This window comes from Collinsella sp. D33t1_170424_A12, assembly GCF_015554865.1.
GTDB lineage: Bacteria > Actinomycetota > Coriobacteriia > Coriobacteriales > Coriobacteriaceae > Collinsella.
In genome coordinates this window covers 1-14885 of sequence record NZ_JADNJJ010000084.1, presented here as the reverse complement: position 1 = coordinate 14885, position 14885 = coordinate 1, and the positions used below count along the sequence as shown (strand labels likewise).

General features: G+C 62.3%; 4 protein-coding genes. All 4 read right to left on the bottom strand.

All coding sequences use genetic code 11. The annotated features are described in order from the left end of the window. Nucleotides 1-508 precede the first annotated feature (508 nt). Entirely contained in the window at nt 509-11008 is a 10500-nt protein-coding gene (locus I2E26_RS03935; RefSeq protein ID WP_195419688.1) for a Spy0128 family protein, read from the bottom strand. 13 nt (nt 11009-11021) lie between these two features. Next, nucleotides 11022-11912 (bottom strand): sortase, encoded by an 891-nt coding sequence (locus tag I2E26_RS09065; protein ID WP_195419687.1) that lies wholly within the window; start codon nt 11910-11912, stop codon nt 11022-11024. Between the two features lie 93 nt (nt 11913-12005). Further along, nucleotides 12006-13634: an isopeptide-forming domain-containing fimbrial protein gene (locus I2E26_RS03925; RefSeq protein ID WP_229056396.1), complete on the bottom strand. Its 1629-nt coding sequence runs from the start codon at nt 13632-13634 to the stop codon at nt 12006-12008. A 103-nt stretch (nt 13635-13737) separates the two neighbouring features. After that, a partial coding sequence (locus I2E26_RS03920; protein ID WP_195419685.1) for an isopeptide-forming domain-containing fimbrial protein occupies nt 13738-14885 on the bottom strand: 1148 nt, incomplete at its 5' end.

Below are 14885 nucleotides of genomic sequence, written 5' to 3'. Positions count from 1 at the left end.
CGCACCTTTGGCATCAAATGCTGTTTTTGAGTCTTTTCAAGCCCGGTGACCGTATCCTGCAGTGCTTAGATATCAGATTGAACATAGTTCATATTTCACACCAGGCGTCCCGTTCTGATTTTTGATCCACTAAGCCCCGTTTTTGCCCCAGTTGCTGGACATATGACGCGCATCCTCTTTATGCATCATCTTTATCGAGGAAGTGAAAGACTCAAAACCTGCATTCTCTGCCATCGCGTCCATCCCGTCAGGCGATTTCCTCGATTACGGTCGGGATCACGTCCATGTGTCGCGCTGGCGCCTTGGATGCCGTCGAGATGTTCATTCAAACCGGATACATAATCCCAAACAAAAAACGCCCGAATGTCGCGTGCGACATTCGGGCGTTTCTTACTGCAAGGGCGGCAAACCCCCCAATCCAGCGCTGCCGCCAACCTCGGAGGCTGGCTGCGCAGGCGCGCAAACCCACGCAGACGCTGCACAGCGATATGCCGCTACCTTCGCGACGCTAACGCGCCCTGCGGCGGCGATCGACCAGATACAGCATGCAGCCAAGAGCGAGGACGGCCGGTCCCACCAGCTGTACACCGGCACCACCCGTAAAGGGCAGATCAAAGGCACGACTATTGGTGAAGACGATGCGGTCGACGCGCTTGCCGTTGCACATGATCGTGCAATGGCATGTGAGCGTTCCGTCTCCGTTGTCCTGCGGCACGACCTCAAGGTTGTAGACCGTGTCGTCGTACACAACGCCCTCTTCGCCAAGGTCGCGCTCTATCACCTCGTATGTATAGCGATGGCCAACATCTTCCAATACATATGTGAGCTCGCCGAAATCGATGGAGCCGTCGGCCTTGTTTCGAGCCGTGGCTACCACCTTGCGCTCGCCGCCCGCCCGAACCTCGATGATATCGAACACGAACTGGTCGTCGACCAACGCGCCATCGAACTTCTTGGTTGCTCGCACTGGAACCGTGCCTTCCGCCCGGTAGATACTCGCCACCGTGACCGATGCCGTCTTCTCAACCGTGGTGAGCGCGCCCGCGAGGTCGCCGCTGCTTGCAGACTCGTCGATTACCCAGCCAGCCATGGGCCGCTCGGCAATCGAATACGAAGCGCCAAACGGCAGCTCGGTCCACAGCGCCCGCTCGCCAGCGCGCAGCTCGATGGCGCCGCCATCGGACACCAACATAGGCTCGCTCTGCGTGCCGTCCGCAGCGATGATGCGATACACCTGATCGCGCAGTGGCGCGCCGCTGGCATCCTTCAGCTGGATATCGAAGGTGAAGACCGCATCGCGCGCCGGACTGCCCTCGGGTAGCTCGGTGGCAACCTTCTTGATGAGCTCGAGGCCCACTCGCTGCGGCGTGTTCTTGAACACCGGCTCCGCGCCAAGCGCAGCGCCTGCACCAGCCGCATACGCAACATCGCACGCCAGGGTGCCGTCGCCATTATCGGACACCGTCACGGTCGCATGATGCTCCGTGGAGTCGTACACCACGCCACTGAGCACGAAACCACCGGCGGCACGCTGCTCGGCCGTCGCGTCGGCATAACGCACGCCCTCGGCGTTCACGGCATCGGCGGGCACACGCTCGACCAGGGCGTACTCATGCGTACCGGGAGCCGTATACAGCTGCTCGCCGAAATAGACCGGGGCCATGCCCTTATACGGATTGGCAACCGACGTGCCATCCGGCCCCATCACCTGGTCCGCAACGTCGACGGGTCCGTTCACCGCGCTACCCACAAGAACGCCGTCGGCAACAGATGCGCCCTTGTACAGATCGAAGGAGAACATGCCGTCGGCAAGGCGGCCGCCCGCAAACGACTTGTGAGCAACCAGCTGCGCCGCCCCTGCAGCGGTAAAGCCATACGTGTTCGTAAAGCGCAGCTCTGCGGTCGCGCCCGCAACAAGCTGGCCCGCCTTGTTAGCAGCGTCACCCGTAAGCTTCCAGCCCGCAGGCAGATCGATCTCCTCCACCGCGTACGTTCCGTCGGCGGGAAGGCCCTCGACCACCGCGGTCTTACCGCCGGCGACCTTTACGACGCCGCCGACGGCCTGGTCGACAACGCCGTCAACACTATAGGCGCCCTCATACGGCATGCCGTTCACCAGCACGCGGAACGAGAAGGGAGCCTCCGGCGCAGCCGCCCCTTCGACGGCCTTGGAAATCGAGAGCGTCGCAGGCTTCGTGACGTTTACGAAGACGGGCTTTTCAACCTGCTGGCCTTCCTTCGCATACGCGATGGACGTCGAGAGCACGCCGCCGGCACCCTGCGTAACCGTCACGGTTGCCGTGATGGTCGCGTTGTCGTATGCAATGGCGTCGTTGCCGCCAGCCACCTCGCGGACCGTGTAGACGAACTGCTTGGAAGCCTCGCCCGTCAGGTCACCCGCATCGAAGGCGAGCGCCGGGAAGAGCACCTGGCCGCCATCGGCAACCGCAGCGGTCCAAGAGCCGTTGTCGGCATTCGCCGCCGGGTCGTAGCCGGCCATCTCGAACTGGAAGGCATCCGCAGCCGAAGCGGCAGCGCCGTCGAGCATCTTCGTCACGCGCACCTCGGCGCGCGCGGACGGAGCCTCGCCAGGGTTGAGCTCGGCGTTGACGAAGGCAGCCGCCGGTTTGTTACCGGCCGCAGCGCTCACCATGCCGGTCGTGCCAGACGACTTGACCAGCTTATAGCCTGCCTCGTCGAGCTCACGCACGGTGTAGCTCGTCCCCGAGGGGATCACGTCGGGGAGGTGCAGCACATGGCCGGCAGGTACCTTGAAGCGGTACACGCCACGCGAGGGCTCGGTGATCTCGAAGACCTCCTGCCACTGGGCAACCAGCGTAATAGACTTGTTCTTACCAAACAGCTTCTGCGCCTCTTCCTTGGACAGATGCGCAACGCCGTCCTTGCCAACCGGGATCGTCGTGTTCTTATACTTCCAGCCAACCAGACGATGTTCCGGGTACACGGCCTCGGGGACCGTGAACTCGATATCGCCCGAGATATTCACCTTGCGATCGGGCGCCGAACCAGAAGCACCGTTCAGATTGAACTTGATGGTCCGGAAGGTATCCCACTGGTACGTGCCAACGCCGCAGCCGGGGTATTTCTCCTCGAGAGCATCGGTGCTAAGCGACTGGCCAACAGGGTTTCCGCTCTCATCGACCCTGACCCACATCGTGCCCCTGTCGTACGGATCGTCCGGAATGCGAATAATCTCGGGTTCCCTGAAGTTGAAATACTCGGAAAGCGTGATGGAGTACAGCTGACTATTTTGAATGTAGCCGAAGTTACCAATGTAGACATTCGAGGTGTCGATGGACGACACATCGATCTTCTGCAGGCTCGTGCAGCCCTCGATAGGGTCATCGAAATACCTCGGTGTAACATGCCCCAGGAAGGAAAGGTCGATCTCTTTCAAGCTCGTGCAGTTCTTGAACGTCTCGATGAATCCACTGATCTTGCGGCCGCCGCCGTCCATCTTCTCGGGGAACACAACGGAGGTCAAAGCCGTGCATCCCGAGAACGTGTAATCAAAACTAGAAATCTTGGGCATGCTTGAATGCGAGAAGTCGACCGCGGTCAAGCTCGCGCAGTCTTGGAACATTCGATCCATCGACAGCACGCTCACCGTGTTGAAACGAGAAAGATCGATGGACGCCAGTTTCTTACATCCCTGGAACGCCATATCAAGATCTTCGAGCTTGTCGGACGTGATACCGCCCAGATCAACCTGTGTCAGCGATCCACAGCCCCTCGCCATGCTCGCCATGTCTACAAGGCTTGTGGCACGGAGCTGCGATAGATCGATAGTCTTCAAATTCGGGCAACCCCTGAACAGCTGATTGATTGTCCTCAGTTTCGGCACATCGCCTTGTAGCTTGACGTATTCGAGATTCGGGGAATCGCAGCACATCATCCACAGCGAATCCAGCGATGCTGCGTTCAACGTAAGGTCCACCGAGGTCAGATTCGTCTCTCGGAACATCTCCCGCCCCTCTACAAGCTTGGGGGCGTCCATCTTAAGAACGAACGTGCCGGTCTTTGTTGCTCCACTAAACATCCGGTCTACATCGGTCACGCTTGAGAAATCGAGCGCCGACACATTGAAAATGTCGAGGTTCGCGCGAGAGAACATGCTGCCCATGTCCACGACCTTGCTGGTGTCGAGCGGCGACAAATCGATGGGCGCCGTACCCGTGCAACCACCAAACATATTAGACATACTCGTCACGTTACTGGTGTCGAGCGGAGAGAGATCGAGCGATTCCAGGCTCTTGCAACCAGCGAACAAGGAGTCCATGCTCTTAACATTCTTGGTGTTCAGCTGTGACACATCGATGGTCTTCAAACCCGAGCAGCCGGCGAAGAGCGACCTCACGCCCGTGAGGGCGATGCCGCTCAGCGGCGAAAGGTCAACCGCTTGCAGCGATGCGCAGCCCGACAGCAGGCCGGTCACGTCCGTCGCTGCCATGGATGCAAGCGGCGACAGATCTATGGCCGTAAGTGCCTTACAGCTATAGAACATATTTGTTACATTCCCGACCTTCGTCATGTCGAAGCCGGTGATATCGAGTTCGGCAAGCTCCCAGCAGTCCGCGAACATTCGATTCATGTTGGTCACCTTCGAAGTGTTGAGCTTCGAAAGGTCGAGCGTCTTCAGCGCTCTGCAGCGATAGAACATTTCCACCATGCTGGTGACGTTCGACGTGTCGAACGATGCCCAGTTGATCGTTGTAAGCTTGACGCAACCCTCGAACAGGCTCTCCGTGCTCCTCACTTGAGAGGTATCGAGATTGGTGAAGTCAATCGACGTGACATTCCCCAGTTTGTAGAAAAGGCCTCCGTAACTGCCGCCAAGGGTCACCGCGACGGAGCCGGGCTCGAAGACCACGCTCCTCGCCGCGTTGATCACGTTGTTGTACCACCTGGAGGGCCTGATGCCCGTACCACCGATGGTAAGCACGCCCGTCTCGGTATCGAGGCTCCAGTGCCAGTCGCCTTCGTCGCCCGTAATGATCTCGCGCGGCTCGGCGGCATGGGCTTCCTGCGGAGCAAACAGCAAGCCCAGGGCGTCGAGCGCCCAGGTGCCGAACGCCTTGATGGGATTGTCGGCGGGCGCGTCGACGGCCTGCGCGTCGTCCTTGCCAGCGGCCACGGCGACTGCAGGGGCCGCGCCGCCGGCAGCGGCATCATCGCCCTGCGCATTCGCAACAGGCACGATCTGGGCGCCCTCGAAGTCGAGGCCCTCGACCGGCTCGCCCCGCTCGTTGGTGAGCTCGAGTTCGAACTCGAACTTATGCTTGGGGTCGGCGGTACCAGAGCCCTCGGCCCAGGTCTTCTGAATGTCCAGGCCCGCGGGCCGCCAGCTGTTCACAAAGGTGAGGTCGTCGGCGTTCGATGTGATCTCGCCCTTGTCGCAGGCAGCGCATGCGGCACCGTCCTCCAGCGAACCATCGCCGCCGCACACGAAGCACGGGCAGCTCAAACCGTCAAAGGCCATATCGAAGCCCAGGGTACCGTCGCCCTGGTCCACAACGCTCACCTGCACGAGCGCATAATGCACGTCGTACTCAATCGACGTATCGCCGGCATCGACCTCGTGGATCGCATAGAGATGCGTGGAGTCGATGGCAGTCTGATCAAACGCGATGGGAGCAAACGCCACGGCGCCCTTTGCATTGTTCGTAACGCCACGCTGCACGGAAACAAGCGACGTCGAGCCGTCCTCGGCGGTTACAACCTCATCGAGATCGAAGGCGAACTGGCCGTCGGCAAGGTTACCGCCCTTCAGCTTCTTGAAAGCCTGGATGGCCACCTCGCCCGTAGCGACATACACGTTCTCGAACAGCGGCTTCTGATCGGCCGTCAGCTCAACGCCCTCGGCATCCTCGATCACCACGTCGGTCGTCATGGTGCCATCGCCCTGGTCGTGCGGCGTGATGCGCACGGTGTAGACCGCATCGCTGTACTGCATGCCCGGCATGGCTCCATCGGCCTCCGTCATCTGGTAGACGAAGGTCGTGCCGCTATCGCTCGCGTCGAACTGCAGCGCGCCGAAGCGGACGCTCGCCTCGGTCACAAGGTTGCCCGCATCGTCGCGCACCGGCTCGCCGGGCCTGCCGCTCGCAGCGGTGCGAACCAGCGCGCCGGTCTCGTCGCGCAGCTCGAACACGAAGTCACGGTTCTTCATGGCCTTGCCAACCAGGCGCTTGGTAGCACCCAGTTGCACGGTCGCGCGCGCCTCGTACTCGTTGACAAAGTTTCGCTCGTTGTCCGTATTGGCGCTGATCGTTCCGGTGGCGGTAGAAGAGCCCACCGCAGAGTAGCCGGCGGGTAGCTCGATCTCGCGCACCGTATAGGACACGCCTGCGGGCACGTCCTTGATACGCGCAGTCTGGCCGGCCTTCAGCGTAAAGGTCCCGTCCGTTGCGATGGTTCCCGTGCGGGGCGCGGCGGGATCGATGCCGCGGCCCGTCACCTCGTAGGAGAGCTCGTCGAACACGGGCTCGCCATCGCGCTCGAACGTCGCCTTGAACGTAAAGTCGGGGTCGCTCACGAGCGACTCCTCGTTCTTCAGGTTCTTCGAAATCACCAGGTCGCCGTACGGATGATAGGTATTCACCACATCGGTGCCCTCGACGCTCGTGATGTAGGCATCGTTACCGATCGCCACCTCGCGAATCTGGTAATCGATGGGCCGACCGCCCTCGTTGACGGGCAGGTCCCCAAACGAGTACGCCCAATCGTTTCCGCGGACCGTGCGCTTGCCGACACGCTTGCCGTTCGCAAGCAGCTCGACTTCGATGCTGCGCGGGCGCACGTCCTCGTTGTCGCCTCTCCAGACCTTATGGCCAGAGATCGTCGTGCGCTCCGGCTCATGCTCGTTTGTCACCGCAAACGTCTCGCCGTCGAACGCCACGCTTGCACGGTAGCCCGCGACCACGGGCTCCTCGCGCACGGTATACATAATCGTTTTGCCCTGCTCGTCCACATACGGCAGGGTGCTAAAACTCGCCGTCCAGCTGTTCGCCTCGTTCAGCATAACGCGCTGGCCAGCAACGTCCTCGCCGTTGGCCACAAGCTGCATGCCCACCTCGGTAGGACGGATGCCGTCGCGGTCGCCATCGTCTTCCCACGTCTTGGAAACCGAGAGAACGTACGGCTTGACGCCCACCGTGGTGTAGCCCTCGCGCACGAAGCGGCGTTCCGACCATTCTTTCTCGGAAGCGATCTTCTCCTGGCTCGCCATGTGGACGCAGTTGAGCGCACGTGCGCCGGACGCGATGAGCGCATCGGCCTCCTCGATGCTCGGCCCCTCCATGCGAATGAACGCGGAAAGCGTCGCGCCACCCTTAAGCACGAACTCGGAGCCGTCGGCCTTCTTGGTCGCATCGACCGCGATAGCCGAAATCCGCTCGCGCTCGGCAGGCGTCATGGCGTTGAGCGCGGCGGGCGTGGTCTTGGTCCACACCGCCGTGTTGCCGAGGTCGGTCTGATCGATGTTCTCCACGATGGCGCCGTCGCCCTGGGAGAGCTCGGGGCCCCAGCCGTCCTGCGAGCGCACCGTGCTGTAGTACACCTCGGGCTTCGCGCCCAGGCGCTCGATTTGCGACACGTCGATGCTCTTGAAGGTGCCGCGCCAACGCGGGGCTTCCTTATCGGCGGCATCGGCATCCTCGCCCGGCTTATAGCTCTCAAGCGCGTCGTACAGCACGATGCCCTTCATGGTCATGGTATCCGACGTGGTGGTGGAGAGACGGTACGTATACGTGCCGCCGCCATATACGTTGCGCGCCTTGTCGCCGTTGTTACCCGTGCCCCAGGTATCCTCGGCGTTCACCGAAACCGCTTTGGTAAGGCCCACGTTGCCGTGCTCCAGCGGATCGACCTCGCCGTTGGCGCCGGCGTAAAGCATGCTGTTGTGTTCGGGCTGCACCCCGTCGATATCGGTAAGCGCGTCCAGAACCGACTCATCCTCGCCCGTAAAGGCGCCTGCGGTCCCCTTGTTCTGCGTACCGCGCGGGTCGTCGGCCTCGCCGCGATAGCCGTCAACAGTGCCGATCTCCTCGTTAGCCGAGCGATACATCGCGATGTTATGGAAGTCGCGGCCGAAATCGGCAATATCGCCCGAACCGTACCACGCGTCGAACGTGATGCGCGGCACATCTTCGTAGTACGTCGTTTTCGTTTGACCCCATTCGGCCTGATATGGCTGAGCGAAAGGCGTAAGGTCAGCCTCGACCACCAGCAGCGTACGACCCGTACCGCGGAAGTCCTCGATCGCGTTGACCGAACGAACGCTGTCATCCGAGCGCAGCTTCACCGAGTCAAGCACCGGCGTCATGCCGGCGGGAAGCAGGTCGTACCACACACCCGAACGCTCGGCGCTCAGCTCGCCGCTCTCGAGCGCCTCTTTGTAGATGTCCTCATCCTCCACGACGCTCCGCTTGTGCACCTGGGCCGTGAAGGTCACCTTCACGCGATTGTTCGCCTTGTCCACATCCTCGGCCGCGAAGCGCTTCACTCCCGTGCGCATCGACGCGCGCATATCGTCCACGAATCCCATAAGGCGATCGGTCGCCCATGCGGAATCGCTATACACCGAAGCCCCGTCGGCGTTGCTCACGGCCATCGAAGCCAGCGCCTCAAGCTCGAGGCTGGGGTTCTCGCTCTTCGCGAACGCATCTTCAACCAGCTGCTTCAAGGCGCCATCGGCCTTCAGGCGAACGCCCACGCGGCCCATAAAACTCAGCGCGGCCGCCTTCGAGGTGCTCGCGAAGCGCACGCCCACGGTCTGCGCGGGTAGCGCCACCACGGCATCGGACTGCGTGCCGCCATCGGCGAAGCTCACTTCCAGCTTGCCGCTGGTCCAGTTCGCCACGGCATAGGGACGCCAAGCGGCGTCGCCCTTGGTCTTCACCTCGATGCCGACGGTCGGAATATGCGTGGCAACATCATCGATCTCGTATGAAACCGTACCGTCCTTGCGCTGGCTGAAGTCAACCGTGCCATCGGGCTTCAGGTTGATCGCCTTCGCCCGGTATACCCTCGGCATTCGAGGAAGGGCAACGGAGGCGTAGTCGAAATCCTCGCCCGCGACGAGCGCCTTATCGCCAAAGCGGAGCTCCTGCTCCTCAACGGCAACGGTCACCGGTTTCTTACTATAATTGTCCAGCACGCCCAACGGGTTGCCCTCGACCGCTCCTCCAGGAGCCTCGTAGGTCCACGGAAGCACACGGGCATCCATGCCGAACGTGTAGGAGATCTCCAGGTCGCGGCCGGCACGAAGCTCATTGAGGCCCCTGCCGTACAGGCCGTAGTAGCCGTCGTAGGAATAATCCAAAGCGTCAAGATCGCCGTAAGGAGAACCCGAGCCGCGACCGTGGGTTATGTAGCTGTCACCGCTATACACCTTGTTGTCGTTACCGATATGCACCTGCTCGAACAGGTCCTTGGGATCGACGAACTGCGGCTTATGGAACGTCCAGCGCCGCTCGGCGAGGCAATCATCGGTCTGCTCGGGCTTGGGCGTGCCGTCCTGGCTCTCGTCGGACTCGTGAATCGCAGCGGTCACCTTGTTCTTGAAAACGTACTCGCCGTTCTCCTCGAACTGGTCCACAGGGTAGGCCGATTCCAGCCGCACGGTGCCCACCTGGAAGGGAAGCAGTCCATCACCCTGGTTGAATTCGACCGCGCGCCCATTGTCGGTCGCGTTCTCGTGCAGGATCACGCCTTCCAGCGTGCCGGCAAGCTGGTCGTTGAACGTAAGGCCGAACGGCTGGTTCGCATCGATGCGGGCGCTCAGGTACCACGGCACCACCACGAAGCCCTCGGCCTTGGGGAAAGCGGCGTGCGCGATGGCCACGCGTTCATCCGCCGCATCAACGTAGTACGGATTATCCGACGCGCCCTTGGTCGCGTACTTCAACGTGGCATGCGTATCGAACACCGCGGTGAGCTCGTTGCTGGTAAACGCGCTCTCCGAGCCGTCGGACTCGACGACCTGCAGCTTCACGCCGAACGGAGCGCTCGGCTTCATGTCGACCTGCGTGATCGGCTCGACGTCCTTGATCTCGAAATCGATGAAGCCCTGCGTGGCGGCATTGAGGCGCTTGGTGTTCACGATATGGTACTCGGCAACGCTGCCGTTCATGACCAGACGGTAATTCCAGCCCGCCGTCTCGACGGGCTCGGCCGGCACCGCGAGCGCCATGCCGCCCTCGGGCTTTCCGGCGCGATCGACAAACATGTTCGCGGGCACCACGATGGCAACCTCGCCAGGCTGGTGCTCGCGCTCGCCCATGATGGCGTAGGTGAGGCGCAAACGCATGGACACCGCGTCGTTATCACTCGGCTTGAACACGAGCTGGCTGGCGTCACCGCTGGGAACGTCGCCCTCGCTCAGCCACTCCAAGACAATACCCTCCGCGGTGGCGCGGTTGCCGGCGGCGGGAGCCAGCAAGGTATCCATGGCGGCATCTACAGAGGCGGCAGCCTCTTCGGCGTCCTTTGCCGAAACACCGACGGCCTTGAGCGAGTCGACCGCGGCGACACGCGAGGCGAGCGCGTCTCCGCCCACGGTAACGGCTTTAAGGTCGTCGCTTGCGCTAAACAGCGCTGCAGGCGCTTCATCCGCAGCGACATCGGCAGCAGCGTCCGCCGCCGGAGCGCTCACGGAAGGTTCATCTGCGTCGGTACGCTCGCCCGGGTCGTCGGCGCCGGCCTGCTCGCTCGTATCCTGAACCGTCGATGCACCTTTATCATCCGCACGCTCAGCTGCAGCCGGTGCGCTCTCGTCGTCCTGAGCCATAAGCGCGATCGAGCGAGCCGCCTCGTCCATCATCTCGGCGTATGCGGGCGCGGGCACCGACCCGATCACCATGGTCAGCGCCAAAAAGCCACTCAGCGCGGGCCGAGCATAGCGCTTGGCGCCGTCTTTGGCCGCACCCATCGCGCGCGAAATCGCCACGCGCCACGGAGCTTCCAGCTGCTTCTTCTCGTTCTTCATACGGTACCTCGCCTTACCGTTCCTCTGCGCGATCGGCCGAGCCGCCGCGGCCCGTCCTGCGCATCCATCGTCCAATAAGCAACATGGCAGCAAATGCCAAGATCAGGCAGGCGCCCACAAGAGCCGGCCTGGTGTTGTCATTTACATATGCCGAAACATCCGGCTGCGTCTGCTCGAATTCAGCCGGATCATATTCGCAGCGCTCTCCATATACCAGCAGGCGCTTGTCGTTCACGCCGATACGCCCCTTGGGATTGAGCGCGTCGGGAGTGGTGGTGCACGTAACCAGCGTGCAGCGATCGCCGTCCTGGGGCGTCACGTCAACCGAACCCGGATCGAGAATCTCCCACGAGGTCACGCGATAGGCAAAGACCTCATCGAGGATATGCACAGCAAACACGTCCCCTGCCTCGAGGGCGCGGATACCGTCGAAGATCCGGTGCTGCTGCATACCGGAATGGCCGGTAAGGAAGCACTGCGAGCGAGCGCCGCCAACGGGCAGCGACGTCTCGGGCTGGTGGCCGACGCCCGCGGAGAGCGCGGGCTCGCCAACGCCGTGGTACACCTTCATCTGGATGTTGGCACGCGGAATCTCGATCCAGCCCATAGCCTCTTCGCCATTCAGCGACAGCTGCTCCTCATAGGGCAGGATATCGGTAACACCCGCAGCGGTCTCATCGACGTAGCCGCCCAGGCGCGCGTTGTACGCACGCGCCTGGGCGAGCAGCCGCTCCTTCTCTTCCGAGGGCACGGTTCCCGCCGTATCCGTCATCTGAGTGACCTCGGACTCCGTGGTAAGGCGGAAATACAGATCGGTCGCAATGGGGGCCAGGCACATCAGCACGCCAACCGCGATCACCAATACCGGCAGCAGCCGGCGGCGACCCGAGCAGGGTCGCTTCACCGCATCACGGCGAACGCCATCGCCATGCGATGCCGCTCCGGATTCATACCGCGTATGCCGAGCCTGATACCCCATTGCACTCGGTGGCTTCCGTTACTGCTGGTTGGCGCGATCGCGGCGCGAGCGCACGGCGTACCACACCAGGCCGAGCGCGACGACGCCGGCACCAGCCATGCCAACACCCTCGGCACCGGTCATAGCCAGCGCAACGTTCTTGTCGTTCACGGCGGTGACGGACAGCGTGCCCTCGGCCTTGTCGGCGGAGGCAACGTCCTTAGTGCTCACGATGGCGCCATCGGCCTTGACCGTCAGCGAGGTCATCCCGCCAGCAGCGTCATACTCGGGCGTAACGACGAGGGTGATGTTGGGGTTGGCGGGCAGCTCGTAGCCATCGGGAGCTACGACCTCGGTGAGAGTAAAGGTACCCTTGTCCAGACCCATGACGGACAGCGCACCGTTCTCGGTGGCGAGCAGCTTGCTCTCGGCCTTAGCGGCGGCCTCGTCGAGCGTCCAGGTCTTGGTGTCCTTGTCGTAGTAGCCGCCCGCCTGGTTCTTGATGATGAACTTGGCGCCATTCAGGGCCTCATCGGTGTTCTTATCCTTCTTAGTGAGGTTCAGCAAGAAGGAATAGACCGGCACGGAGGTATCGGCGTCGGTGCTCGTCTCGGTGCTCACACCGGGGTTGCTGGAGAACTCGTAGACCACCTTGTTGGTGTTGGCACCCGGCTTATGGCCGGCATCGGCGGTGAGCTGCGCGTTGTAGGTCACCACGAGCTTGGTGTTCGCGGTGGCGTCGGGGTCGGCGACCTTGAGGTTATCGATCGTGACCGTGAGGGCGGTGCCGCCCGCCACATCAACGGTAACGCCGGCAGCCTTGGTGATATCCCTGGTGCCGGACATGACCTTCACGCTCTCGGCAGCGATCTTCAGGTTGGTGGGGGTGTCCTTGAGAACCACCTTGAAGGTGCCATAGGAGTTGTAGTTGCCCGGTAGCGTAGCCGTAACCTTGAAGGGCAGGTTCTCGCCAATCTGGCCGGAGCCGGCGTTCTGGTTCTCGAGCGTCTTATCCACGGTGGGAACGCCAGCCTTCTCGAACACCTTGTTAGCGCTGCCGCCCAGCGGGAACCAGATGGGGGACGTGGCAACCTTGCCGTTCTTGGTCTTGGTCACAAAGAGGTAGTAGCCCTCGGTGCCCTCGAACACCTGGTTGGCGGTAGCGGTGCCCACCGGCTGCACGCCGCTCTCGGCGCTGGACAGCCAGGCGGCGAAATCCATCGCAAAGGTCTCGGCGTCGACGACGCTCTGATCATGTGCGTCCGTGGTGTGGGCGGAGCCGGCAATCTGCGCGCTCATGAACTCAAGGACGTTCTGCGGCAGGGTCTTGTCGCCCTTGTTGGCGGCCCACTTCGTGTAAGCGCCGCCCGTAAGGTCGTCGAGCTTAGCGATGATCTTGGCCTGGGCTTCGGGGCTCACCGAAGCATCCCATGCAATCTGCTGGGCGTTATTGTTTTTGTCGTCGATCTGTGCGGTGAACAGACGGTATGCCTGATACCGAGGCGTGCCGTTGTTCTCTGCAGGAACGATGGTGACCGAAGGATTGGCGCTGGCGGCCCACGCGGTTACAGGAGCAGCAGCCCCCAACAGGGCGCTACCGCCCAGCGCTGCGGCAATAGCGAACACCGTGGCACGGCCCCTCCAACCCTCGTTCATCTTCTTGTCCATCACGCACATCTCCCCTTTCGAAATCGTGATGTACCGAACTATCTATGCCGCACGGAATACAGCGCTTCCGTGTATGACATCTCTTTACAGTGCCCGGCAGGCCCTATGACCTCTTAGCGCTACGGCGGGCGCCCATCAGCGCCAACGCAGCGCCAGCAGCCGTAAGGACCACGGCGACGAGCGCCCAGGCGGTATCCCCGGTCTGCGGTATGAACCCAGGCAGCCAGGAGGCGGCCTTCTCGTTCACAAGCTCGAGGCACACGGTCGACGACGCAGCATCAACCCGCGCCACGCGTAGAGGCTGAGTTGCGCGGGCATCGACGGACAGTTTTCCGTCGTCCGTGCGAAGCTTCAGCTCAAAGCCGGCCGACCCGCCACCGGAAACCTTGTAGCCATGGGGAGCCGTCAATTCGACCAATTCGTACACGCCGTCCGCCAAAGGCGGAAGCCCTTCAAGCGTGCCGTCTTCGCGCGACACGAACTCCGCGCGACGGCTCGCGGGCCCAAAGGACCCGTCGGACGCCAGCCAGCCCCCGTCGGCGCGCACGGCGCACACGGCGCCTGCCAGCGGAGCGCCCTGAACGTCGACCTTCTTCACTTCGAGCTGCATGGCGTATACGCGCGCCACCGCATCGGGCGTTGAGGCCTCGCCCGCCCACGTATCGAATACCGCATGGGCGGCATTGGCAAGACCCTGCGCGTCGATGCGCGCTCCCGGCGCAAGCGACATGGTGTAGCTCACGCGGACGGTATCCCCCGGAACGGCCCCCAACCGATGAAGGTCATCCACCACCACCGTCAATTCGCGGTCGCCGGTCTTCAGCGAGACCTCGCTCGTCACATCACGGGAGGCCTCTGTGTTTGAAAGCAGCTCCACCCGAACCGATGCCTGGTCCAACAGGAGCCGCGCATCCCATTCGTCCACGATGGTCAGCGGATACACGCGCGAAGCCTCCATGGCAAGCGGCACGGCGGTGTCCACGCGATAGGATACGGTACGACCAGAACCGGCTACCGCGACGGTGTCCCATCCAGACCCCGTGGTAACTTGTTTTCCAATTATGGGGGTATCGGACTTATCGCCCAGCTCGACAGGACCGCCGTCCACCCACGCAAAGAGCGTGCGGCGTCCATGTGCCCGGAGCAGATACCATCCGTCCGGCACCGCAACCGCAGGCCCATCAGCCTTCACGCGCGCTACCGGCGCGGCCCCGGGCACCACATACCCCTCAAGCGCATGGGCGAGGACGC

Coding starts and splice junctions, on each gene's coding strand:
- I2E26_RS03935 (WP_195419688.1), bottom strand. CDS start 11,008: ATGAAGAACGAGAAGAAGCAGCTGGAAGCTCCGTGGCGCGTGGCGATT.
- I2E26_RS03925 (WP_229056396.1), bottom strand. CDS start 13,634: ATGGACAAGAAGATGAACGAGGGTTGGAGGGGCCGTGCCACGGTGTTC.